Below are 22,084 nucleotides of genomic sequence, written 5' to 3'. Positions count from 1 at the left end.
CCCGCCCGCCTCCCACGGCCCCCGGCTCCTCGCGAGCCGTCGTCCTCGCAGAACACGGCGCGGAACAAAGTGCGCGGCGCGGGAACAAAGAACGCGGCGCGGACCAGAGCGCGGGGCGCGGACCAGAGCGCGCGGCGCACCTCAGAACGCGGCGCGGACCTCGCCGACCCGGACGCCGCCGCCCAGGACCGGGGCCGTCGAGAGGCGTTCGAGTACGGGCGCGCTCGCTCCCATGTGGAGAGACAGGGCGCGTGCCACGACGGGGCCGAGCGCCCTGCTCGCACCGTCCTCCACCTTGAAGGCGAGGGCTTGCCCGTCCGGCAGCGCGACCCCCTGCACCGCTTCGGCGCCCATCTTGCTGACGCATCCGGGCAGCTCCCGCATCAGCCAGGTGTCGTGCCGCCGCGTGCCGCCGACGTACTCGGGGTGGGCGCGCATCGCCTCGGCGACCCGTCCCTCGGGGGAGCCTTCGGGCGCCAGGGCCAGCGCGCGGAAGCCGCGGGCCAGGCCGGTCAGTGAGACGGCCATCAGCGGGGCGCCGCAGCCGTCGACGCCGACGTGCGCCACCGGGTCGCCGGTGGCCTCCTCCAGGGTGGCGCGGACCAGCTTCTGCAGCGGATGGCCGGGGTCGAGGTAGCTCTCCAGCGGCCATCCCGCGGCCTGGCAGGCGGCGAGCATGGCCGTGTGCTTGCCCGAGCAGTCCATGGCCAGCGGGGTACGGGTGTGTCCGGCGGCCAGGAAGGCCTCGCTCTCCTCACCGTCCAGCGGGAGGGAGGCCGGGCACCGCAGGTGGGACTCGGCCAGTCCGTGCTCGGCGAGCATCGTGCGCACCAGGTCGAGGTGGAAGGGCTCCCCCGAGTGGCTCGCGGCGGCCAGTGCCAGCCGCTCACCGGACAGCTCGAGGCCGGAGCGCAGCACGGCGGAGGCCTGGAAGGGCTTGTTCGCCGAGCGGGGGAAGACCGGCGCCTCCGGGTCGCCCAGCGCGCAGGTGACGCTGCCGTCCGCCGCCAGCACCACCAGCGAACCCCGGTGCCGCCCCTCGGTGAAGCCGGACCTGACGACCTCGGCGAGCACGGGGAGTATGTCGGGCATCTCGGGACCTTCCGGTGATGTTCGGCGTACCGGCGTACGGGTTGCGGCATTCGTGACCCCTCACCGTAACCGCACCGGACGACCCGCGAAACGCGCGCCCCCGGCCCGCGCAGCGGGCCGGGCGGCCGCCGGCCGGTCACGGCAGCAGGTCGTCCACCTGCGCCTCTCCCTCCCGGTAGCGGCGGGCGATCTCGGTGCTGCATCCGTCGGCGGTGCGCTGCAACTCCTGGCGGCGCCCGGAGACTTGGCTCTCGTATCCGACCAGGCGTGCCATGGCCTCGTGCAGCTCGGTGTTCGTACGGGCCGCCAGGTCGCTCAGCTCCACCTCGGCCAGCATCGTCTCGGCCAGTGCCCGGTACTTCTCACCGCGCGGTGCGGCGAGAGTCACATGGCGCGCGGAGCGGTGGCCCGCCGGGCTGTCGGTGAGGATCTGCGGCAGCAGGTCCAGCAGCGGCGAGCCGGCCGAGCTGCGCCGGGCCAGCTCGGCGCGGAGGATGTCGATCCGACCCTGGAGCAGTCTGCGGACGTAGCTCAGATCCGCCTCGTCCTGCTGGGCCTCGCGCCTGAGGGCGCGCAGCTCGGGCAGGCTCAGCGTGAGCAGGTCCGGCCGGTCCTCCTCCGGCAGCCGTCCCGAGGCTCCGCCTCCGGGCTGTCGTGGTGTGTGAGCCCGGCCCGCACCGGTTGTGCTCATGGGCTTGTGTCCCCTCATCCCCGTCCGCGGTAGCTCGCGCGGCACGTGCTGAACGCACCGCGTGTGCGCATCGTGCCACTGAGTGCCCCCCGTTCGCACCGGTCACCCGCCCCGCACGGCGGCCGCGTCCCGCCTGGAGGAGCGGGGCGGCATGATGGGCGGCATGCGAGCAGTGGTGCAAAGAGTGGACGGCGCGAGCGTCACCGTGGAGGGCCGGACCGTTGGTCGGATAGTCGGCGAGGGCCTGTGCGTGCTGGTCGGGGTCACGCACGAGGACACGAAGGAGAAGGCGGCGCAGCTCGCGCGCAAGGTGTGGTCCGTACGGATTCTCCACGGGGAGAAGTCGTGTTCGGATGTCGGAGCGCCGCTGCTGGTGATCAGTCAGTTCACTCTCTACGGTGACGCGCGCAAGGGCCGCAGGCCCACGTGGAACGGTGCGGCGCCGGGCGGGGTCGCCGAGCCGCTCGTCGAGGAAGTGGTCGCCAGGTTGCGGGAGTTGGGTGCCGAGGTCGCCACCGGCGAGTTCGGGGCCGACATGAAGGTGTCCCTGACGAACGACGGCCCTTTCACGGTGCTGCTGGAGGTCTGACCTGCCCTTTCCCCGCCCTCGGAGGGGTGGGGAAAGAGCACGCGGACCGGTTCTGGGGCGCGACGGCGACAGCTAGGGCGCGACGACGGTTTCCTGGGCGGCCGCCGTGGCGTCGGGGCCCACGATGAGTTCCGCGTCGGGGGCGACGTTCCGCTTGACCAGGGCCAGCGCGATCGGCCCCAGCTCGTGGTGGCGGGCCGAGGTGGTGACGAAGCCGATCTGCCGCCCCTCCAGTCCGGTGGCGGCCAGCCGTACCGCGTCGCCGTGCGCCGGCAGCCGTACCTCGCTGCCGTCCAGGTGGAGGAAGACCAGGCGGCGCGGCGGTTTCCCCAGGTTGTGGACGCGGGCGACGGTTTCCTGGCCGCGGTAGCAGCCCTTCTCCAGGTGCACGGCGGAGCCGATCCAGCCCACCTCGTGGGGGATCGTCCGGTGATCGGTCTCCATGCCGAGGCGGGGGCGCCGCTCCTCGACTCGCAGGGCCTCGTGGGCCAGCACGCCCACCGCGGGCGCGTGCGAGGCGGCGAACGCGCTCAGCTCGGCGCGCGGCAGAAACAGGTCGCGCCCGTGGGCGGTCTCGCGTACGGCGTGGACGCTCGCGGGCACCTCGGCGATGGATCCCGCGGGCAGGTGGACGACGGCGACCTCGCTCGTCCGGTCGGCGATCTCCACCCGGTAGAAGAAGCGCATGCTCTCCAGGTAGGCCAGCAGTTCGCCCTGTTTGCCCGGTTCGGTGTGCATCCACACCGTCGCCCCGTCGTCGACGAGCTGGAGTTCCTGTTCGATGTGCCCGTTGGCGGAGAGGATCAGCGCCTCGGTGGCCTGCCGGGCCGGGAGCCGCTCGACGTGCTGGGTGAGCAGCAGGTGCAGCCAGGTGAGGCGGTCGTCACCGGAGACGGTGACCACACCGCGGTGTGAGAGGTCGACGAAGCCGGTGCCGTCGGCGAGCGCGCGCTGTTCCTTGAACAGATCGCCGTAGTGGGCGGCGACACCCTCGTCGGGTGCCTCGGCGGCGACGGCGCCCGGCAGCGTGAGCAGGGGGCTGGGGGTGGCGGCAGGGGCTGAGCCGCTGCTCGGGTTGCTCGGACTGCTGGAGGACATACGCCCAGCCTACGACGGTCCTTCCCCGCTCTCCTCGGCCTTCGCCCGGCACGTGGCGCACCGCCCGAAGATCGCGAAGTGCTTCATGTCGGTGTCGAACCCGAAGCGCTCGCGCAGCCGGGCGGTGAAGGGCTCGGCCTCGGACAGATCGGCCTCGATCACCTCCGTGCAGTCCCGGCACACCAGGTGCATGTGGTGGTGGCGGTCGGCCAGGTGGTAGGTGGGGGCGCCGTGGCCGAGGTGGGCGTGGGAGACCAGGCCCAGCTCCTCCAGGAGCTCCAGGGTGCGGTAGACCGTCGAGATGTTGACGCTGCCCGCCGTGCGGCGGACCTCGGCGAGGATGTCGTCCGGAGTGGAGTGCTCCAGTTTGTCCACGGCCTCCAGCACGAGCTGGCGCTGCGGGGTGAGCCGGTATCCGCGCGCTCGAAGATCGCTTTGCCAGTCGGTGGTAGCCACGAGGTCCAGTGTAGAAGCGGTGCGGGTCCGGGTGCCCCCGTGGCACCCGGACCCGCCCTACCGGAAGAGGTCGAGCTGGGGGATCAGTGCTGTCCTGCGGTCTTCTTCCGCTTGGCCAGGAACACGGCCGCGCCGCCGATCACGACGAGGGCGCCGGCGCCGCCGACGAGCAGCGGGGTGTTGGAGCCGCCACCGGTCTCGGCCAGGTCGCCGCCGCCCGAGCCGCTGCCCTTGTCCGTACCACCGGCGGGCGCCGGGGTGTTGGCGTCGTCGGAGGAGTCGTCGCCGGGCTTCTGCGACGGCTTCTCGGTGGGCTTCTCCGTGGGCTTCTGGGACGGCTTCTCGCTCGGCTCGTCCGTGGGCTTCTGCGTCGGCTTCTCGGTGGGCTTCTCGGTCGGCTTGGGCTTGGTCGCGTCGACGCTGTAGGTCTGGGTGACGCTGTTGTTGCTGGTGTCGGGGTCGTTCTTGTCGCCCTTGATCTCGGCGCGCAGCGTCTGCTTCGTGCCGGAGAGGCTGGCCGGGAGGTCCATGTTCTCCAGGGCGTCGCCGTCGGCGGCCAGCTTGGCCACGATGACGACCTTCTTGGCGCTCCAGGACTTCACGGTGCCCTTGTCGACCTTCGGCTTGGCGGTGAAGGTGACGTTCTTGACGGCGGTCACCGTGACGGTGGCCGTGGTGGCCTCGGGCCCGTGGTTGCCGAAGTTGCCGCCGATGCCGTCGCCGAGGACCTTGCCGGAGTTCTTGTCGTAGAGGATGCCGGAGGTGAGGCCGACGTTCAGCTCGGCGCCGCTGTCGTAGGCGAACGCGCCTGCCGCGGTGGCCACCTGGGTGGCGGCCAGGCCGCCGAGGAGGGCGACGGTGGCGGCGGCGGAAGTGATGCGGGAACGATTCACAGAAAGAGCCTTTTCCCCGTTGGGCGGCCGGGCGCGGCGGCGGAAGCGTGCGGGAACACACGCGCTGAGGGCCGCCGGGGCCCGTGCCGGTGAATGGATTAACGCCATTCTTATCACTCAGGGGTACGCATTAGCTCCGCTCGCGGACGGTGAACCGACCGTCCGGTAGCGTGCGACAACCGTCTGTGACCTGCTCGAATGGCGACGGGAAAAGGGTCCGGAGAAGCCGAAGAGCCGCTTTCCGGCTGCTGACCGGAAAACGGCTCTTGCACAGCTTTCACAATCGTGACACCGCTGAGACGCCTGGTGCCGCACTGTGACGCGGCTCCTGGCCGCGGCCGGCTGTACTCAGCGGAAGAAGGCGATACCGTCGTCCGGCAGGTCCACGACGTCCTTCGCCCACTCCTTGGGGTCGACGACCTTCTTCAGCTGCGCCGACATGTAGGGGTGCAGCGGCGTCTGCGGTGTGGCCTTCTCGCCCACCCACATCAGGTCGCCGTTCACGTAGCCGTACAGCCGCTTCCCGCCGCTGTACTCGCCCGCCGCCTCGGTGCGCGCCACCGCGTCCGTCGCCAGGTCGATCTGCGGCTTCTGGTCGGCCAGCTCCCCGTACCAGACCTCCGCGATGCCCTGGTCGCGGATCATCACGACCTCGACCCTGCGGTCCTTGTCGACCCGCCAGTAGCCCGTCTCGGTCTCCAGCGGGCGGACCTTCTTGCCCTCCGCGTCCAGCTCCCAGGTGTGCGAGAAGTACTCCAGGAAGTCACGCCCGTCGTGGGTGAAGGTGACCTCCTGCCCGAAGTTGCACTTCTTCTCGCCCTCGCCCTGCCTCTCGCTGAGGTCTGCCACCCCCGCGCCGGTCCAGTTGCCGAGCAGGAAGGCGAGGGGGACGAGGTCCGGGTGCAGGTCGGACGGAATCTCGATCATGATGCGCTCAAGTCGTCTCGAAGGTCCGGGTCAGCTGTGGCCGCGCTCAGCGCTGACCCTGGTACAGCTTCTTGAAGGTCAGCCCGGCGAAGGCCACGGTGCCGATGCAGACCAGGACCATCAGGGCGGTGAAGAATGCCTCAAGCACGGGGCGGCTCTCCTTGGGCGGTGTTCTGGGACCTTGCCGAGTCTAGTCGCCGCCGCGCGGGGCGGCCTCCCGAGGGGGCCGCTGCGGCCGCCCAGGGGGAGGGGGCTCAGTAGACGAGGGCCTGCACGCCCTCCGGCATGATCTCGCTGACGAAGACCTGCGCACCGGCGATGCGGACGCCCTCGGCGACGTCCTTCTCCTCGATCCCCCTGCGGGCCGCGCACTGGGTGCACAGGGTGATGTTTCCCCCGCTCGCCAGGACGGCGTCCATGAGGTCGGGCAGCGGAGCCGCGTGCGGCAGGTCGAACTCGGCGGCCCGGCCCGGCAGGGCGAACCAGGCGGACTCGCCGGTCAGCCACAGGCTGACCCGGGTGCCGCTGGCCGCGGCCACGGAGGCGACGGTGAACGCCTGCGAACACCTCTCGGGAGCGTCAGCCCCCGCGGTGACCTTGATGACGAGCGTGCTGCGGGTTGCCATGGCCGCCAGCCTACGGGGCTTCCAGCCTACGGGCGGCCCACAGCCGGTGGGCGCCCACCAGCGGAGGGCGCCCACCGGGGGAGGTCACACCGCGATGGTGACCTCGGACAGGTTGCCCGTCTGGGCGATGACGGTGCGGTCGGCCGTGCCGCCGGGCACCAGGGCGCGGACGGTCCACGTGCCCTCGGCGGCGTAGAAGCGGAACTGGCCGGTGGCGGAGGTCGGTACCTCCGCGGTGAACTCCCCGGTGGAGTCGAGCAGCCGCACGTACCCGCTCACGGGTTCGCCGTCACGGGTGACGCTGCCCTGGATCGTCGTCTCGCCGGGCTTGGCGCTGGCGGCGTCCGGGCCGCCTGCCTGTGCTCCGCACATGGTGGGTTCTCCCTGGAGTGGTTCGCGGAAGGGCGGGGTCAGTTCGAGCCCAGCTCGACGGGCACGCCGACGAGAGAGCCGTACTCGGTCCAGGAGCCGTCGTAGTTCTTGACGTTCTCCTGGCCCAGCAGCTCGTGCAGCACGAACCAGGTGTGGGCGGAGCGCTCGCCGATGCGGCAGTAGGCGATGGTGTCCGTGCCCAGGTCGACGCCCTCGCCCTGGTAGAGCTCGGTGAGCTCGTCGTCGGTCTTGAAGGTGCCGTCGTCGTTGGCCGACTTCGACCAGGGGATGTTGCGGGCGCTGGGCACGTGTCCTGCGCGCTGCGACTGCTCCTGCGGCAGGTGGGCGGGGGCCAGCAGCTTGCCGCTGAACTCGTCGGGGGAGCGCACGTCGACCAGGTTCTTGGTGCCGATGGCGTCGACGACCTCGTCGCGGAAGGCGCGGATGGAGGTGTCCTGCGGCTTGGCCCGGTAGTCGGTGGCCGGGCGCTCGGGTACGTCGGAGCCGTCGACCAGGTCGCGGGAGTCCAGCTCCCACTTCTTGCGGCCGCCGTCCAGGAGCTTGACGTCGCCGTGGCCGTAGAGCTTGAAGTACCAGTAGGCGTAGGCGGCGAACCAGTTGTTGTTGCCGCCGTAGAGGACGACGGTGTCGTCGTTCGCGATCCCCTTGGCGGACAGGAGCTTCTCGAAGCCCTCCTGGTCGACGAAGTCGCGGCGGACCGGGTCCTGGAGGTCCTGCTTCCAGTCGATGCGGACGGCGTTCTTGATGTGGTTCTTGTCGTAGGCCGAGGTGTCCTCGTCCACCTCGACGAGGACCACCTTCGGGTCGTCGATGTGGGCCTCGACCCACTCGGCGCCGACCAGTACGTCGCTGCGGCTCATGCTGTCTCTCCTCTTGGGTGGGTGGGGTGCGGCGGAGGGCGAGTGGGGCGTACGTGGGCGCGGAGCGCGCGGTTCCTTTCCCGTTCGCGGCAGGAGCCGCGGGAGCCGTGGGCTGCGGGAGGGAACGGTGCCGTTGCCGGAGCAGGGCGCGGGGTACGGCGCCCGCGGGGAGGCGGGAGGTGCCGAGGGAGCTCTGCTGCCGGGGGCGGGCGTGCGCGGGGGGCGCCTGGTGCGCTGCGGTGCGCGGCGTCGGCTGGGAGCGGACGGCCGGCGGGTCAGCGGGAGCCGCGACAGAGCATGGCGGCGATGCGGCACAGGTCCACTGCCCGGCGCTTCGTGAGGTCCGCCTGTCGCTTCATGGCTCGATCGTAAGGACGACGGAGGGCCCGTGTCACCGCTGATCCGTACTCTGAGACGGTTGTGTCCGCGATACGGGATGCCGAGTGTTCCGCGTGGCGCCGCGCGGCCATGCGGTGGCTGCGGGGTGGCCGGAAACATCTACTGTGCGGACCCGCGTGTCTCGCATTCCGGGACCTGCTGCGGACCTGCGGCGGACCTGCGGTCGCGTACGTGCCGTGCGCTCCCGTACGGGACCGTGCCGGCAGGGCGGCCGGCCGGTCAGCCGGTCAGCCGGTCAGCCGGCCAGGTGCACGCCGGTGCCCTCCATCGAGAGGTTCACCCCGTCCTTGTCGGCGTCGACCTTCTCGAGCTTCAGCCCCTCGGGGAGCTTGTCTATCGTCCGGTCGAAGTCGATCTTCTCGCGGATCGTCTTCTCGATACCGGGGATCTTGGAGCCCGGCACCTCGTCCGCGTGGAACCGCACCGTCTTGCCGCCGGTCACACTGACGGTGCTGTAGACGCTGCGCTCGATGGTCTTGCCGATCAGCGGAATGGTCACACTCGCGCTGACCTTGACCTGGTCCTTGCCGGACTTGCTCTTGCCGCCGTAGCTGACGCGCACGCCCTCGTCCGCCGCGTTGGACAGGTCCTTGTAGGAGAGGTGGACGGTGCCGGTGGCGTGGTCGGCGACGGCCGAGTTGAAGTTGTCGGACAGCGCGACGTCGGTGGCCTCCATGGAGACCTCGCTCAACCGCACCTCGCGCCCGCCCGCCTTCGCGGTGACGCCCTTCACCTGGGCCGTCACCTTGTCCAGCTCCTTGCCGGCGACCTGGGTGAGGAAGGGAAACCCCTCGATGGAGACCTCGGGGTCGCCGGAGGAGGCGGAGCCCAGCTCGCCCTTGAGCTTCTTGGCCACCTCGTCCTCGGCGAGGTTGACCGCGATCCGGTCGGCGGCCACGAAGAGCCCGGCGAGTACCACCAGGATCACAAGCCCTATGCGTAGTGCGCGCATTGCGTTCCGTATCCCCCATGAGTCGGCTGGCTACGCGCGAGCGTAACCCGCTGCCCCCGCTGTCCGCCGAGTGGTGAACGGGCGGTTCCGGGGTGTGACCGGCGCTGCGGGGCCCGGTTCACAGCAGCGTGCGGCCCAGCAGGTACAGGGCGGGGGTGGCCAGCGTGAGGGGCAGCGCCACGCCCGCCGTCATGTGGACGAAGCGGGAGGGCCAGTCGTAACTGGCCACCCGCAGCCCCACCAGCGCGCACACCCCCGCGCCCAGGCCGAGCAGCGCGGCTGTGACCGGTTCCACGCCGTTCAGCTGGGACAGCGTGGACAGTGCCGCCGCCACACCTGCGGCGGCGGCCGACGCGAGGAGGACGGAGACGGGCCACGGCAGCGGTACGGCGCGCAGCAGCGCGGCTCCCGCGACGGCGGCGGCGCCCACCGTGACCGCCTCCGGCTCTGTGGGGATCAGCCCGGCGGCCAGCACCGTCAGCCCCGTCGCGGCGAACCCCATGGTGACCGCGTACAGACGTTCGTCCGGGCTGGAGTTGTTGCGCAACTGCAGCACGAGGGAGAGCAGACACCACACCCCGGCGGCCGCGAGCAGCACCGCGGGCGCGTTCCCCGAGCCGCCGTCCGGGTGGCGCCCCAGGCCGTCGGTGACCAGCAACCCGACGTCGGCGGTCAGCCCCGCCACGAACGCGAGCGCGATGCCCTGCCGGGCGGGCCACATCCCGTTGAGCCGGTACCAGCCCGCGGCCGTCACCGCCTGGAGCAGCACCACGGCGCCGGCCAGCGCACCGTGCCCCAGCGGTGCCGCGGCCGCCAGCAGTGCCGCCAGCACGGTGGTGACCGCCGCGGGACGGAAGCCCGGCGCGATGATCGGCGACCCGGTACGCGGCCGGGCCCCGCGCGGGCCCCGCGCCGGGTCCGCGGCTCCTGCGCCGGCCTCGGCGGACCGCGCCTGCCCGTCCTGCCCGGTGCGGTTCTGCTCCGCCTGCGGGGGAGGCCACCCCGGCTGCCCGTGCGGCGGCCGGCCGAACGGCTGCGGCTGCGGTTGTGGTTGCGGCTGTGGTTGCGGCTGGGCGTAGGGCTGCTGCTGCGCGTAGGGCTGCTGTTGGGCGTGCGGCTGTGGCTGGGGCTGGGCGAACGGCTGGGGCTGCGCCGCGGCGGGCTGCGGTCGGGGCAGCGGCTGTGACGGGTCGTGGTGCTCCGGCGGAAGAGGTCCCGCAGCACCCGTGGCGGAGGGAGCGGGGGCGGACTGTCGGCCCGCGTACGGATCGGGAAGCGGCTGGTGCGCGCCCTGCCCCGTCGGGTCCTGGGCCCCAGGCGCGGGCGGATTCGCGTCCGGGAGGGGGCCTGGGGCGCCGGCCGAGGCGGCCGCGGGCGAGGGAGGCCGGGCGTCCGGCCCGTCGACGATGCGGGGCAGCTGGAAGGTGGCGTCCGCGCCGCGGGGCAGCGGCCGCGCGGGTGGCGCCGTCTCGTCGGGGAGCGGCTCGGGCTCGGTGATCCGGGTCACCTCGTACGTCGGCTCGAACGACTGCTGCGCCCAGGCCTGCGGGGTTCCGTAAGGGGAGGCCCAGGCGCCGTGGGCGCGCGGATCACCGCCGTATGCCGGGTACGTGTCCTGCGGCGGCATCGGCTGCTGCCACGGCTGCTCCGACTGCTCCGCCTGCCGCGGCTGTTCGGTCCGGCCCTGTTGCCAGTGCTGCCCGTGCTGCCGGTGCTGCCCGTGCTGCCCGTGCTGCTCGTGTTGCTCGTACTGCTGCTGGTGCTGCTGACGGCCGTATGACGGGTCGTACTGCGGGGACGGGTCGTACTGCGGGTGCGCGTCGTACCGCTGAGCGTGCCGCCCGTGCTCAGGCTGCTGCTGTTCCGGCTGCTGCTGCCAGGCGCCCTGCCACGGCTGCGGCTGCGGCTGCGGCTGCTCCGGGTACGCGTACTGCTGTTGCGGTGGCAGCGGCTGGGCGGCCTCGGGGTGGGGTGCCGGGGCGTCGTGGGACTCGCCGTACGGGGTGCGGTCCTCGCTCATCGGGCGCCTCCCGCGAACGGGGGGAGCACCTCGACCGTGCCGCCCTCACTCAGATCGACCGTCTCGTGGGCGCGGGTGCCCACGGCGCCGCCGTCGACCAGGAAGGAGCAGCGCAGCAGTACGCGCGCGAACTCCGGCCGCTCCGCGTGGAGCTCGCGGGCGCGCCGCAGCGCGTCGGCGAGCGTGCCGGCGTCGTACGGCTCCTCAGCCGTGCCTGCCGCGGCCTTCGCCGCCGCCCAGTAGCGGATCGTGCCGCTGGCCATGGTGGGTCCCTCTCAGCCGTCCGTGCCCTCGGTGCGGTCCGTGCCGCCGGTGGTGCCGGGCTCCGGGGGTCTCCCGGTGCCCTGGGTGCGCCGTGTGCCGGCCGCGCTCTCGCGGCTCCCATGATGGGGCCTGGCGGCGGCCGCGTGTATCCGGGTGGCCGTCCAGGCGCCGATACGGTGCAGCAGCGCGGGCTCCGCGGAGTTCTCGGCGTGTCCGAACCCCGCCTCGATCCACAGCTCACACGCCTCGGGGTCCGCCGCCTCGGCGAGGGAGAGCGGGTGGTCGAGGGGGAAGTAGGGGTCCTGGTCGCCGTGGACGACGAGCAGGGGGACGGGCGCGATCCGCCCGGCGGCGGCCACCGGCGAGAGCGGCACGGGGTTCCAGTCGCGGTGGTGGACGCGGGTGCGGAGCCCGTAGCGCGAGACGAGGCGGCCGAGCGGGTGCTGGATCGCCCAGTGGAGCCGCCGCATGGGGGCTGTACCCCGGTAGTACCAGCGGGCGGGGGCGCTCACGGCGACCACCGCGTCGGCGTGCGCGTCGCCGGGCTCCGCTTCTCCGCCGTCGCCCGGCCTGGCGCCGCCGCTCTCGCGCGCGACCGTGCGCCCCCTGTGCTTCACGGGATCGGGGGTTGACGGTGTGTAGCCGTCAGGGGCGCCGGGCCGGTAGAGGGCGCCGTGGCGCAGGACGACCGAGCCGCCCATCGAGAAACCGATCGTGGCCACCCGGCGGTGCCCGAGGGAGCGTGCCCAGGCGACGGCGGCGGCCAGGTCGAGTACCTCGCGGTCGCCGACCGTCGAGTGTCCGCCGGAGCGGCCGTGGCCGCGGAAGGAGAAGGTGACCACCGCGGCGTGCTGGGAGAAGGCCGTGGCCGCGCGGCGCAGCGCGGGCTTGTCGAGAGCGCCGGTGAAGCCGTGCGCGAGCACGAGCGCGCCGGGCCCCGCCTCGCCGTCGGCCGGGAGCGCCGCCGTCCCGGAGTGCGGGTCCTCGCCGGTGCGGGGGGCGGCGTAGGGGGTGTACGCGGCCTCGATCCGGACGCCGTCCGCCGCGCGCAGCTCCGTGCACATCGGTCCCATGGGGCTACTCTCCGTGAGGTGTTGCCGGGGAGGGCGAGAGATGTCACATGCCGCTCCGTCCTTCATGCGGGTATTCTGCTGGGCAAGCAGGACTCGGGCAGCGTCGCCCCCGGGTCCTTTTGTGCTTTCTGGGGGCCGGGGCCGTGGTCAGGCCGCGGCCCAGCCCTCGGGCAGTGCCGTACGAAGCAGTGCCGACACATTCCCCCGGGCACAGCAGCCCGGGTGGCGTCCGGTGTACCGGGCGCCAGGAGGGAACTCGACGTCATGGGCAAGCGAACCGCGCAGAACCGAGACCGGGACCGAGGCCGTTCGAAAGCACACCATCCGCGCTGGGACCCACCACACCTCTTCTCTCCTCCGCACCCCTCCCCCCGCAGGGCCTGCTCGCCGGAGGAGGGCGGGCGCGCATGAGCTCCCTTCTTCTCCTCACCAACGCGCTCCAACCGTCATCCGAGGTGCTGCCCGCGCTGGGGCTGCTCCTGCACAACGTGCGGGTCGCGCCCGCCGAGGGGCCCGCGCTGGTGGACGCGCCGTCCGCCGACGCGATCCTCGTCGACGGGCGCCGCGACCTGCCGCAGGTGCGCTCCCTGTGCCAGCTGCTGCGCTCGACGGGGCCCGGCTGCCCGCTGCTGCTGATCGTGACGGAGGGCGGGCTCGCCGCCGTCACGGCCGAGTGGGGTGTCGACGACGTCCTGCTGGATGTGGCGGGGCCCGCCGAGGTGGAGGCCAGGCTGCGGTTGGCCACGGGCCGGCAGCAGGCCACCGCGGACGACAGCCCGATGGAGATCCGCAACGGCGACCTGTCGGTGGACGAGGCCACCTACAGCGCGAAGCTCAAGGGGCGGGTCCTGGACCTGACCTTCAAGGAGTTCGAGCTGCTGAAGTTCCTCGCGCAGCATCCGGGACGCGTCTTCACCCGTGCCCAGCTGTTGCAGGAGGTGTGGGGCTACGACTACTTCGGCGGCACCCGCACCGTCGACGTGCACGTGCGGCGGCTCCGCGCCAAGCTGGGGCCCGAGCACGAGGCCCTCATCGGGACCGTCCGCAACGTCGGCTACCGCTTCGTCTCCCCGGACAAGCACGACAAGGCGGGCAAGGGCGGGCAGGCGGAGAAGCCGGCCGGTTCCGTGGCGGACGAGGCCGAGCGCGTGACGCGTGAGGCCGCCTCCTCGGCCCGCCGCGGCGAGCAGCCCTGAGGCCTTTCCGCTGAAGAGCCCTTTCCTCCGGGCCGTTTTCCCGCCGCCTGCCCCCGCCCCGCCCCGCGCGGACGGGTGCAGGCGGCGGGAAAGGGACGGTGGCCGGACAGGTGGACCCGCGTAGACTCTGCGGCGTGGCCAAGGTGACGCGTGACGACGTGGCGAGAGTGGCGGGAACCTCGACGGCCGTCGTCAGCTATGTGATCAACAACGGTCCCCGGCCGGTCGCCCCGGCCACGCGGGAGCGGGTGCTCGCCGCGATCAAGGAGCTGGGGTACCGGCCCGACCGCGTGGCGCAGGCGATGGCGTCCCGCCGTACGGACCTGATAGGGCTGGTCGTCCCGGACGCCCGCCAGCCCTTCTTCGCGGAGATGTCGCACGCCGTCGAACGTGCCGCCGCCGAGCGCGGAAAGATGGTCCTGGTCGGCAACTCCGACTACCTCGACGAGCGCGAGGTCCACTACCTGCGCGCCTTCCTCGGCATGCGGGTCTCGGGGCTCATCCTCATCAGCGCGGGCCCCAGCGAGCACGCCGCGGCGGAGATCGACGCGTGGGACGCGCGGGTCGTGCTGATGCACCGGCGGCCCGAGGCCATCGACGACGTGGCCGTCGTCCTCGACGACGTGGGCGGCGCCCAACTGGCCACCCGGCACCTGCTCGAACACGGCCACGAACACGTGGCCTGCCTCGGCGGGGTGGAGGAGACGCCGAAGCACGGCGACCCGGTCACCGACCACATCGTCGGCTGGGAGCGGGCCATGCGGGAGGCGGGCAAGTCCGTCGAGGGCCGCCTCTACCAGTCGCCCTACAACCGGTACGACACCTACCGCCTCGCGCTCGACCTGCTCAGGCGCCCCGACCGTCCCACCGCGCTGTTCTGCGCCACCGACGACCAGGCCATCGGCGTGCTGCGGGCCGCACGCGAGCTGGACATCGACGTGCCGGGACAGCTGGCGGTCACCGGGTTCGACGACGTGAAGGAGGCGGCCCTGACCGATCCGCCGCTGACCACGGTCGGCTCGGACCGCAAGGCGATGGCGCGCGCCGCGGTGGATCTGGTGCTGGACGACTCGGTGCGGATTCCGGGCACGCGCGCCGCGGGGGTTCCCGGCGGGAAGGGGCGGATGCGGCAGTTCCCGTCCGGGCTGGTGATCCGCCGCTCCTGCGGGTGCGGCTAGTTTTTCCTGCGGCTCTTGCTCCGGTAAGAGGGCGCCCCTGTCCGGGGCGTGCGGTCCTCGGGTTGTTGATCGCTTGGCGCGCAGTTCCCCGCGCCCCTTCGGGGCTCGGCGGGGAGAACTTCGGGGTTTTTCAGGGGCTCCTCAGGTGGCTTTCATGTTGCGGGGCGACGCTCGTGCCATGGAGAACTTCGCGAGGAACACCCAGCCGGGTACGGAGCAGCAGGGTTCGGGGCAGCAGGGGCAGCAGGGTTCGGGGCAGCAGGGCGCGGGTGCGCCGTGGGCGGACACCGCCACCTTCGGGGCCGTACCCCCGCCGCCCGCCGAACCGCCCGCCGCGCACCCGCACGCGAAGCCGCGGCGGATGCGGCGGCCCGCCGCGCTGCTGACGGCGGTGGCCGTGGGCGCGGCCGTGATCGGCGGGGGCACCGCCTTCGGGATGCAGGAACTGCTCGGCGGCGGCGGTGCGCCGAGCGCCTCCGCGCCCGCCGCCGACGGCACCAACGCCGCGGCCCAGGGCACGGTCTCCGACGTGGTGCGGAGCGTGAAGGACAGCGTGGTGGAGATCAAGGCGGACTCCGGTTCGGGCCAGTCCACGGGATCCGGCGTGATCATCACCGAGGACGGCCAGATCGTCACCAACAACCACGTCGTGGCGGGGGCCGACACCGTCAAGGTGACGTTCAGCGACGGCAAGACGGCACAGGCCGACGTCGTGGGCACCGACCCCGACAAGGACCTCGCCCTGATCAAGGTGGACGGGCGTGACGGTCTCAAGCCGGCACCGCTCGGCGACTCGGACGACGTCGGTGTGGGTGACCAGGTCGTCGCCATCGGCTCGCCCCAGGGCCTGTCGAACACGGTGACCAGCGGCATCGTCTCCGCCAAGAACCGCGAGGTGAAGGTCCCCAGGACGGACGGCGATCAGGGGCAGCTCCCGGGCCAGGGCGGTGGCGGCGGGCTCGACGGCGAGTGGCCGTTCGAGTTCGACGGCGGCGAGTACAACGGCGGCGTCCAGGGCGAGACGACGACCTACAAGGCCATCCAGACCGACGCCTCCCTCAACCCGGGCAACTCGGGAGGCCCCCTGTTCACCATGTCCGGGCAGGTCATCGGCATCAACTCGGCGATCCTCCCGGCAGGCTCGGGCCAGGGGCAGGACCAGACGTCGCAGTCCGGCGCGGGCAGCGTAGGCCTCGGCTTCGCGATCCCCGTCAACGACCTGAAGCAGGACCTGGGCACCCTGCGGAACGGCGGGGACAGCGGGGGCGGCGCGTGACGGTGCCGGTTCCCCGGCAGGCGCCGCGGACGCCCTCGGCCGCTCCGGCGGCTCCCGCGGCTCCCGGAGCTCCCGCGGCTCCCGTAGCTCCGGCGGCTCCGGCGGCTGCCGAGGCTCCGGCGCCTCCCGTGGCTGCGGCCAGTCCCGATGTCCCGGCCCCTCCCGGTACCCCGGCTTCCCCCGACGCTCCGGGTGGTCCTGGCGTTCCGACGGGTGCGGGGAGGGCGGACGGTGCCAAGCTGGGGGCCATGCCCTCCGACACCCCCTCCACCCCACCCACCGCGTCCTCGTCCCAGGCCTCGGGCCCCGCCCCGGCGGCCGAGGAGCCGACCGTCCTCGTCGTCGACGACGAGCCCGCCGTCCGGGACGCGCTGCGCCGCAGCCTGAGCTTCGAGGGGTACACGACCGTGCTGGCCGCCGACGGCGCCGAGGCGCTCGACCAGGTGGCCGAGCACCGTCCCGACCTCGTCGTGCTCGACGTCCTGATGCCGCGGATGGACGGACTGACCGCGGCGCGCCGGCTGCGCGCCACCGGGCAGCGCGTGCCGATCCTCATGCTGACCGCCCGCGACACCGTCGGCGACCGCGTCACGGGGCTGGACGCGGGCGCCGACGACTACCTCGTCAAACCCTTCGAGCTCGACGAACTCCTCGCCCGCGTCCGCGCGCTGCTGCGCCGCAGCTCCTACGCGCGCGAACAGGCGCACGCCGACGCCACACCGGAGCCGGAGACGCTCTCCTTCGCCGACCTGCGCATGGACCTGCGCACCCGCGAGGTGACACGCGGCGGGCGGCCCGTCGAGCTGACCCGCACCGAGTACACGCTGCTGGAGATGTTCCTCGCCCACCCGCGCCAGGTCCTCACCCGCGAACAGATCCTCAAGGCCGTCTGGGGCTTCGACTTCGAACCGTCCTCCAACTCGCTCGACGTGTACGTGATGTACCTGCGGCGCAAGACCGAGGCGGGCGGCGAGCCCCGGCTGGTGCACACGGTGCGCGGCGTCGGCTACGTCCTGCGGGACGACACGTGACCCACGGCGCCCCCGGCACGCCCCCGCACACCACTCCCACCCCGGGCCCTCCTCCCCCTCCGAGCCCGAGCCCGGGTGCGAGCCCGCGCAGGCTCTGGTTCCGGCTGCGGCGCGAGGGCGCCCGCGCCGTCTCCATGCCGCTGCGCGGGCGCCTGGCGATGCTGGCCGCGGCGACGGTCGCGCTCGCCGTCGCCGCCTGCGCGACCACCTGCTGGTTCCTGGTGAGGGCCCAGCTGCTCAGCTCCCTCGACGACTCGCTGCGCGACAACTCCGTCGCGCCCAGCGCCGTCGTCGACCGCGTCCGCTCCGGCCAGTGCACCCCGCCCGACCAGCCGGCGCCCAACCCCTTCGGCGCCACCGTGCAGGTCGTCGACACCTCCGGCGGCAGCTGCGTGATCGTCGGCCGCAAACTCGACGTGACCACCGCCGACGTCGGTGTCGCCGAACGCGACCGCAGCCACTCCCTGCACACCGCGCACGCCTCCAACGGCACCGAGTACCGGGTGCGCACCACCCAGGTGCCCGGCACCGGGCTCGCCGTCTCGCTCGCCCGGCCCATGACCGAGATCGACGAGTCGCTGCGCAAGCTCGCGCTCATCCTCGCCCTGGTCGGCGGCGCCGGCGTCCTGGGCGCCGCGGGCGCCGGCGTGGCCCTCGCCCGCGCCGGGCTGCGCCCCGTCGACCGGCTCACCGGAGCGGTCGAACACATCGCCCGCACCGAGGACCTGGCCGTGCGCATCCCCGCCGAGGGCGACGACGAGATCGCCCGCCTCTCCCGCTCCTTCAACGCGATGACCGAGGCCCTGGCCAGCTCCCGCGAACTCCAGCAGCAGCTCATCGCCGACGCGGGGCACGAGCTGCGCACCCCGCTCACCTCGCTGCGCACCAACATCGACCTGCTGGTCCGCAGCGAGGAGACGGGGCGCGCACTGCCCGAGGACGACCGCAGGGAACTGCTGGCCTCCGTACAGGCGCAGATGACCGAACTCGGGGCGCTCATCGGCGACCTGCAAGAGCTCTCCCGCCCGCACGGAACGTTCGCCACAGGCCCCGGCACAGGCACAGGCCCCGGCGCAGGCGCAGGCACCGGTCCGGGCGCCGGGAGCGTGCCGGGCGAGCCCGGCGACCCGGCGCACAGCGGCATCGTCGGACTGCACGAGATCGTCGAACGCGCTGTCGACCGGGTGCGCCCGCGCGGACCGTGGCTCACCCTGACGACCGCACTGGAGCCCTGGTACGTACGCGGCGAGCCCGCCGCACTGGAGCGGTCCGTGGTCAACCTGCTGGACAACGCGATCAAGTTCAGCCCCGGGGGCGGCACCGTGCACACCGCGCTGCACGGCGGGACGCTGACCGTGCGCGACCACGGGCCCGGCGTGCCCACCGAGGACCTCCCGCACGTCTTCGACCGTTTCTGGCGCTCCCCCTCGGCGCGCAGCCTGCCGGGCTCGGGACTCGGCCTGTCCATCGTCGCCCGCACGGTCGCGCAGAGCGGCGGGCAGGTGTGGCTGCGCCGGCCCGCGGACGGCGGGCCCGGCACCGAGGCGGTGCTCCGGCTGCCCGGGGCGCCCACGGCACCCCCCGGAGCCCCTTCGCCGTAGGGTCGGTCCCATGAGTGACGTGGAAGTTGTGGACGAGGTACCCGCGGGCGTCGTACCCGAGGTCCAGGCACTGATCGAGGAGGCCGCGCGGCAGGACGGCCAGGCCGCCGTGTCCGAACAGGGCCGCATCCACCTGCGCGGCGGCCCCCGCGAAGCCGTCCGCCACCTGCTGCTGCGCACCGGCGACGGCACCCTGGCCGGGTACGCGCAACTCGAGGACACCGACCCGGTGGAGGCGCCCGCAGCCGAACTCGTCGTCGCCCCGGCGGCGCGCGGGAACGGTCACGGCAGGCGGCTCGGTCAGGCGCTGCTGGAGATGTCAGGACGGCGGCTGCGCCTGTGGGCGCACGGCGGCCACCCCGCCGCACGCCATCTCGCGCAGAGCCTCGGCCTCACCCTCTTCCGCGAACTGCGGCAGCTGCGGCGGCCGCTGGCCGGCTGGGACCAGCCCGAGCCCACGCTCCCCGAAGGGGTCACCGTCAGGACCTTCAGGCCCGGCGAGGACGACGCGGACTGGCTGGCGCTCAACGCCGCCGCGTTCGCCCACCACCCGGAACAGGGCGGACTCACCCAGCGCGACCTCGACGACCGCAAGGCGGAGGAATGGTTCGACCCCGCGGGCTTCTTCCTCGCCGAACGCGGCGGACGCCTGATCGCCTTCCACTGGACCAAGGTCCACGCGGCGGAGGGCCTCGGCGAGGTGTACGTACTGGGCGTCGCCCCCGGCGAACAGGGCGGCGGCCTCGGCAAGGCCCTCACCACCATCGGTCTCCGCCACCTCGCGCGGGACCGGGGGCTGCCGACGGCCATGCTGTACGTCGACGCCGACAACGTGGCCGCCGTCAGGGTCTACGAGGCCCTCGGCTTCAGCACCTACGAGACCGACCTGATGTACCGCACCGAAACGTAGGAGCCGCCTGCGGCCGCCCCCCCCGCGTCCCGGCCACCCCCGGCGCGGCCGGGACGCCGGGGCGGCCGGGGCGCCGGCAGGTGTGGCGAACCCCGGGGTAACCAGGGTCACCCCGGGTTGCCATGTGGGTGTAACCAGCGATTCAAACTCGCTTGCGAGGCTCGCGAAATGCCCCGCCTCATCCTCGTGAAGAGCATCGACAATGGCGGTATGACCCAGCAACCGCACCGCCCCAGCAATGTTCCCGGCGCGGGCCCCGACCTGGGCCTTGACCCGGACATCGACTCGGATGTCGACAGTTTCGAGGACGGCGGCGGCCACCCGGCGCACACCGCCGCAGACCTGCCCGCCGACCGGTTCCTGGACCGCGAACGCAGCTGGCTCGCGTTCAACGAGCGGGTGCTCGAACTGGCGGAGGACCCGCGTACCCCGCTGCTCGAACGGGCGAACTTCCTGGCGATCTTCGCGAGCAACCTGGACGAGTTCTTCATGGTGCGGGTCGCGGGGCTCAAGCGGCGGATAGCGACGGGCGTGGCGACGCGCAGCGCGTCGGGGCTCCAGCCGCGCGAGGTGCTGGAGGGGATCTGGAGCCGGTCCCGCGAGCTGATGGCACGGCACGCCGCGTGCTACCAGCAGGACGTGGCACCGGCGCTGGCGCAGGAGGGGCTGCACCTGATCCGCTGGGCCGCGTTGACGGAGAAGGAACAAGCGCGGCTGTTCAGCATGTTCCGGCAGCAGATCTACCCGGTGCTCACGCCGCTGGCGGTGGACCCCGCGCACCCCTTTCCGTACATCTCGGGGCTGTCGCTGAACCTGGCGGTGGTCGTCCGCAACCCCGTCAGCGGGCACCACCACTTCGCGCGGGTGAAGGTGCCGCCGCTGCTGCCGCGGTTCCTGGAGGCCTCCCCGCACCGTTACGTGCCGCTCGAGGACGTCATCGCCGCCCACCTGGAGGAACTCTTCCCCGGCATGGAGGTGCTGGCGCACCACATGTTCCGGGTGACGCGGAACGAGGACCTGGAGGTGGAGGAGGACGACGCGGAGAACCTCCTCCAGGCGCTGGAGAAGGAGCTGATGCGGCGCCGCTTCGGGCCCCCGGTCCGGCTGGAGGTCGAGGAGTCCATCGACCCGTACGTGCTGGACCTGCTGGTGCGGGAGCTGAAGGTCGGCGAGGCGGAGGTGTATCCGCTGCCGGGCCCGCTGGACCTCACGGGGCTCTCGGGCATCGCCTCGGCGATGGACCGGCCCGAGCTGAAGTACCCGAAGTTCGTGGCGGGCACGCACCGGGACCTGGCGGAGGTGGAGTCGGCGTCGGCCCCCGACATCTTCGCCGCGCTGCGCGAACGCGACGTGCTGCTGCACCACCCCTACGACTCGTTCTCCACCTCCGTGCAGGCGTTCCTGGAGCAGGCCGCGGCCGACCCGGGCGTACTGGCCATCAAGCAGACCCTGTACCGCACCTCGGGCGACTCGCCGATCGTGGACGCGCTGATCGACGCGGCCGAGTCGGGCAAGCAGGTGCTGGTCCTGGTGGAGCTCAAGGCCCGCTTCGACGAGCAGGCCAACATCAAGTGGGCGCGGAAGCTGGAAGAGGCGGGATGCCATGTCGTCTACGGCCTGGTGGGGCTCAAGACGCACTGCAAGCTGTCGCTGGTGGTGCGGCAGGAGGACGAGGTGCTGCGCCGGTACGCGCACGTGGGCACCGGCAACTACCACCCCAAGACGGCGCGGCTGTACGAGGACCTCGGGCTGCTGACCGCGGACCAGCAGGTGGGCGCCGACCTGTCGGACCTGTTCAACCGGCTCTCGGGCTACTCGCGGCGCGAGACCTACCGGCGGCTGCTGGTCGCCCCGCACTCGGTGCGGGAGGGGCTGGTCTCCCGCGTCAAGAAGGAGATCACCCACCACAGGGCCGGGCGCGAGGCGTACGTACGGATCAAGGTCAACTCCATCGTGGACGAGGCGGTGTGCGACGCGCTCTACCGCGCTTCCCTGGCGGGCGTGCCGGTGGACGTGTGGGTGCGCGGCATCTGCGCGCTGCGCCCCGGGGTGCCGGGACTCAGCGACAACATCCGCGTGCGCAGCGTGCTGGGCCGGTTCCTGGAGCACTCCCGCGTCTTCAGCTTCGCGGGAGGAGGCGACCCCGAGGTGTGGCTGGGCAGCGCGGACATGATGCACCGCAACCTGGACCGGCGCATCGAGGCGCTGGTGCGGGTGACCGACCCCACCCACCGTGCGTCCTTGAACCGGCTGCTGACCACGGGCATGGCGGACACGACCGCGTCGTGGCACCTGGGGCCCGACGGGGCGTGGACGCGCCACGCGCAGGCGGCCGACGGGGAGGGGCAGCCGCTGCCGAACGTGCAGGAGCTGCTGATCGAGGGGCGGCGGCGCAAGCGCGGCCCGACGGTGGCGACATGAGCGCCGGCCTCGGCCCGCGCTCGCGCCGCGCGGGCCCGTGGCGCCCGTGCGAGCCGGGGCGCCCGTGCGAGCCGGCGCGTTCGTGCGAGCCGGCGCGTCCGTGCGAGGCGGGGCCTCCGTGTGAGGCGGGGAAGGGGT

At 72.9% G+C, this 22,084-nt stretch carries 21 protein-coding genes; 8 read left to right on the top strand and 13 right to left on the bottom strand.

Annotation, left to right across the window (positions count from 1 at the left end; all coding sequences use genetic code 11):
- Positions 1–141: 141 nt before the first annotated feature.
- Entirely contained in the window at positions 142–1,092 is a 951-nt protein-coding gene (locus MMF93_RS15395) for an asparaginase (protein WP_242751889.1), read from the bottom strand.
- Positions 1,093–1,228: 136 nt separating this feature from the next.
- Positions 1,229–1,783, bottom strand: a complete 555-nt coding sequence (locus MMF93_RS15390; protein ID WP_242751887.1) for an RsiG family protein — start codon at positions 1,781–1,783, stop codon at positions 1,229–1,231.
- Positions 1,784–1,946: 163 nt separating this feature from the next.
- Between MMF93_RS15390 and dtd the strand changes: the two genes are divergently transcribed.
- A complete protein-coding gene (gene dtd, locus MMF93_RS15385) occupies positions 1,947–2,372 on the top strand; it encodes a D-aminoacyl-tRNA deacylase (RefSeq protein WP_242751885.1) in 426 nt (141 codons plus the stop codon).
- Positions 2,373–2,444: 72 nt separating this feature from the next.
- Here dtd and ygfZ read toward each other — a convergent pair whose 3' ends face one another.
- The 11 genes from ygfZ to MMF93_RS15330 form a co-directional block, all read right to left on the bottom strand.
- On the bottom strand, positions 2,445–3,470 hold the full coding sequence (ygfZ, locus tag MMF93_RS15380) for a CAF17-like 4Fe-4S cluster assembly/insertion protein YgfZ (protein ID WP_242751883.1): 1,026 nt from the start codon (positions 3,468–3,470) through the stop codon (positions 2,445–2,447).
- A 9-nt stretch (positions 3,471–3,479) separates the two neighbouring features.
- Complete coding sequence (locus MMF93_RS15375) at positions 3,480–3,926, bottom strand: Fur family transcriptional regulator (RefSeq protein ID WP_242751880.1); 447 nt, start codon at positions 3,924–3,926, stop codon at positions 3,480–3,482.
- A gap of 83 nt (positions 3,927–4,009) precedes the next feature.
- On the bottom strand, positions 4,010–4,819 hold the full coding sequence (locus MMF93_RS15370; RefSeq protein ID WP_242751878.1) for a PT domain-containing protein: 810 nt from the start codon (positions 4,817–4,819) through the stop codon (positions 4,010–4,012).
- 348 nt (positions 4,820–5,167) lie between these two features.
- Complete coding sequence (locus MMF93_RS15365) at positions 5,168–5,746, bottom strand: heme-binding beta-barrel domain-containing protein (RefSeq protein ID WP_242751876.1); 579 nt, start codon at positions 5,744–5,746, stop codon at positions 5,168–5,170.
- A 254-nt stretch (positions 5,747–6,000) separates the two neighbouring features.
- Positions 6,001–6,372, bottom strand: a complete 372-nt coding sequence (locus MMF93_RS15360) for a DsrE family protein (protein ID WP_242751874.1) — start codon at positions 6,370–6,372, stop codon at positions 6,001–6,003.
- An 84-nt stretch (positions 6,373–6,456) separates the two neighbouring features.
- A complete protein-coding gene (locus MMF93_RS15355; protein ID WP_242751872.1) occupies positions 6,457–6,744 on the bottom strand; it encodes a DUF1416 domain-containing protein in 288 nt (95 codons plus the stop codon).
- A gap of 38 nt (positions 6,745–6,782) precedes the next feature.
- Complete coding sequence (locus MMF93_RS15350) at positions 6,783–7,625, bottom strand: sulfurtransferase (RefSeq protein WP_242751870.1); 843 nt, start codon at positions 7,623–7,625, stop codon at positions 6,783–6,785.
- Positions 7,626–8,259: 634 nt separating this feature from the next.
- The gene (locus tag MMF93_RS15345; protein WP_242751868.1) at positions 8,260–8,976 is read right to left on the bottom strand and encodes an LmeA family phospholipid-binding protein; all 717 of its coding nucleotides are present in this window, start codon (positions 8,974–8,976) and stop codon (positions 8,260–8,262) included.
- A 118-nt stretch (positions 8,977–9,094) separates the two neighbouring features.
- Positions 9,095–10,996 carry a hypothetical protein gene (locus tag MMF93_RS15340; protein WP_242751866.1) on the bottom strand — a complete coding sequence of 634 codons (1,902 nt, stop codon included), beginning with the start codon at positions 10,994–10,996 and terminating at the stop codon, positions 9,095–9,097.
- The gene (locus MMF93_RS15335; RefSeq protein WP_114016242.1) at positions 10,993–11,259 is read right to left on the bottom strand and encodes a MoaD/ThiS family protein; all 267 of its coding nucleotides are present in this window, start codon (positions 11,257–11,259) and stop codon (positions 10,993–10,995) included. The genes MMF93_RS15340 and MMF93_RS15335 overlap by 4 nt, the downstream gene beginning before the upstream one ends.
- Before the next feature lie 12 nt (positions 11,260–11,271).
- Complete coding sequence (locus MMF93_RS15330) at positions 11,272–12,324, bottom strand: alpha/beta hydrolase family protein (RefSeq protein WP_242757586.1); 1,053 nt, start codon at positions 12,322–12,324, stop codon at positions 11,272–11,274.
- Between the two features lie 416 nt (positions 12,325–12,740).
- Between MMF93_RS15330 and MMF93_RS15325 the strand changes: the two genes are divergently transcribed.
- The 7 genes from MMF93_RS15325 (at position 12,741) to MMF93_RS15295 (ending at position 21,946) form a co-directional block, all read left to right on the top strand.
- Positions 12,741–13,529, top strand: a complete 789-nt coding sequence (locus tag MMF93_RS15325; protein ID WP_242751864.1) for a winged helix-turn-helix transcriptional regulator — start codon at positions 12,741–12,743, stop codon at positions 13,527–13,529.
- Between the two features lie 134 nt (positions 13,530–13,663).
- Positions 13,664–14,707 carry a LacI family DNA-binding transcriptional regulator gene (locus MMF93_RS15320; RefSeq protein ID WP_242751862.1) on the top strand — a complete coding sequence of 348 codons (1,044 nt, stop codon included), beginning with the start codon at positions 13,664–13,666 and terminating at the stop codon, positions 14,705–14,707.
- 178 nt (positions 14,708–14,885) lie between these two features.
- A complete protein-coding gene (locus MMF93_RS15315; RefSeq protein WP_274709465.1) occupies positions 14,886–15,983 on the top strand; it encodes a S1C family serine protease in 1,098 nt (365 codons plus the stop codon).
- A gap of 248 nt (positions 15,984–16,231) precedes the next feature.
- Positions 16,232–17,014 (top strand): response regulator transcription factor, encoded by a 783-nt coding sequence (locus MMF93_RS15310; protein WP_242751860.1) that lies wholly within the window; start codon positions 16,232–16,234, stop codon positions 17,012–17,014.
- Between the two features lie 134 nt (positions 17,015–17,148).
- On the top strand, positions 17,149–18,615 hold the full coding sequence (locus tag MMF93_RS15305; protein ID WP_242757585.1) for a HAMP domain-containing sensor histidine kinase: 1,467 nt from the start codon (positions 17,149–17,151) through the stop codon (positions 18,613–18,615).
- A 10-nt stretch (positions 18,616–18,625) separates the two neighbouring features.
- The gene (gene mshD / locus MMF93_RS15300; protein ID WP_242751858.1) at positions 18,626–19,525 is read left to right on the top strand and encodes a mycothiol synthase; all 900 of its coding nucleotides are present in this window, start codon (positions 18,626–18,628) and stop codon (positions 19,523–19,525) included.
- 210 nt (positions 19,526–19,735) lie between these two features.
- The gene (locus MMF93_RS15295; protein WP_242751856.1) at positions 19,736–21,946 is read left to right on the top strand and encodes an RNA degradosome polyphosphate kinase; all 2,211 of its coding nucleotides are present in this window, start codon (positions 19,736–19,738) and stop codon (positions 21,944–21,946) included.
- The last annotated feature ends 138 nt before the right edge of the window (positions 21,947–22,084 follow it).

The sequence above is a fragment of the Streptomyces tubbatahanensis genome (assembly GCF_022699385.1).
In the GTDB taxonomy this organism is placed as follows: domain Bacteria; phylum Actinomycetota; class Actinomycetes; order Streptomycetales; family Streptomycetaceae; genus Streptomyces; species Streptomyces diacarni.
This window is presented reverse-complemented; position numbering and strand designations above follow the sequence as displayed.

Bases quoted from the DNA above. Each gene is read 5' to 3' on its own strand.
- MMF93_RS15360 (WP_242751874.1), bottom strand. From the start codon at position 6,372: ATGGCAACCCGCAGCACGCTCGTCATCAAGGTCACCGCGGGGGCTGAC.
- MMF93_RS15355 (WP_242751872.1), bottom strand. From the start codon at position 6,744: ATGTGCGGAGCACAGGCAGGCGGCCCGGACGCCGCCAGCGCCAAGCCC.
- MMF93_RS15395 (WP_242751889.1), bottom strand. From the start codon at position 1,092: ATGCCCGACATACTCCCCGTGCTCGCCGAGGTCGTCAGGTCCGGCTTC.
- MMF93_RS15345 (WP_242751868.1), bottom strand. From the start codon at position 8,976: ATGCGCGCACTACGCATAGGGCTTGTGATCCTGGTGGTACTCGCCGGG.
- MMF93_RS15365 (WP_242751876.1), bottom strand. From the start codon at position 5,746: ATGATCGAGATTCCGTCCGACCTGCACCCGGACCTCGTCCCCCTCGCC.
- MMF93_RS15310 (WP_242751860.1), top strand. From the start codon at position 16,232: ATGCCCTCCGACACCCCCTCCACCCCACCCACCGCGTCCTCGTCCCAG.
- MMF93_RS15325 (WP_242751864.1), top strand. From the start codon at position 12,741: ATGAGCTCCCTTCTTCTCCTCACCAACGCGCTCCAACCGTCATCCGAG.
- dtd (WP_242751885.1), top strand. From the start codon at position 1,947: ATGCGAGCAGTGGTGCAAAGAGTGGACGGCGCGAGCGTCACCGTGGAG.
- MMF93_RS15335 (WP_114016242.1), bottom strand. From the start codon at position 11,259: ATGGCCAGCGGCACGATCCGCTACTGGGCGGCGGCGAAGGCCGCGGCA.
- MMF93_RS15295 (WP_242751856.1), top strand. From the start codon at position 19,736: ATGACCCAGCAACCGCACCGCCCCAGCAATGTTCCCGGCGCGGGCCCC.
- MMF93_RS15350 (WP_242751870.1), bottom strand. From the start codon at position 7,625: ATGAGCCGCAGCGACGTACTGGTCGGCGCCGAGTGGGTCGAGGCCCAC.
- mshD (WP_242751858.1), top strand. From the start codon at position 18,626: ATGAGTGACGTGGAAGTTGTGGACGAGGTACCCGCGGGCGTCGTACCC.
- MMF93_RS15390 (WP_242751887.1), bottom strand. From the start codon at position 1,783: ATGAGCACAACCGGTGCGGGCCGGGCTCACACACCACGACAGCCCGGA.
- MMF93_RS15330 (WP_242757586.1), bottom strand. From the start codon at position 12,324: ATGTGCACGGAGCTGCGCGCGGCGGACGGCGTCCGGATCGAGGCCGCG.
- ygfZ (WP_242751883.1), bottom strand. From the start codon at position 3,470: ATGTCCTCCAGCAGTCCGAGCAACCCGAGCAGCGGCTCAGCCCCTGCC.
- MMF93_RS15305 (WP_242757585.1), top strand. From the start codon at position 17,149: ATGCCGCTGCGCGGGCGCCTGGCGATGCTGGCCGCGGCGACGGTCGCG.
- MMF93_RS15340 (WP_242751866.1), bottom strand. From the start codon at position 10,996: ATGAGCGAGGACCGCACCCCGTACGGCGAGTCCCACGACGCCCCGGCA.
- MMF93_RS15315 (WP_274709465.1), top strand. From the start codon at position 14,886: ATGGAGAACTTCGCGAGGAACACCCAGCCGGGTACGGAGCAGCAGGGT.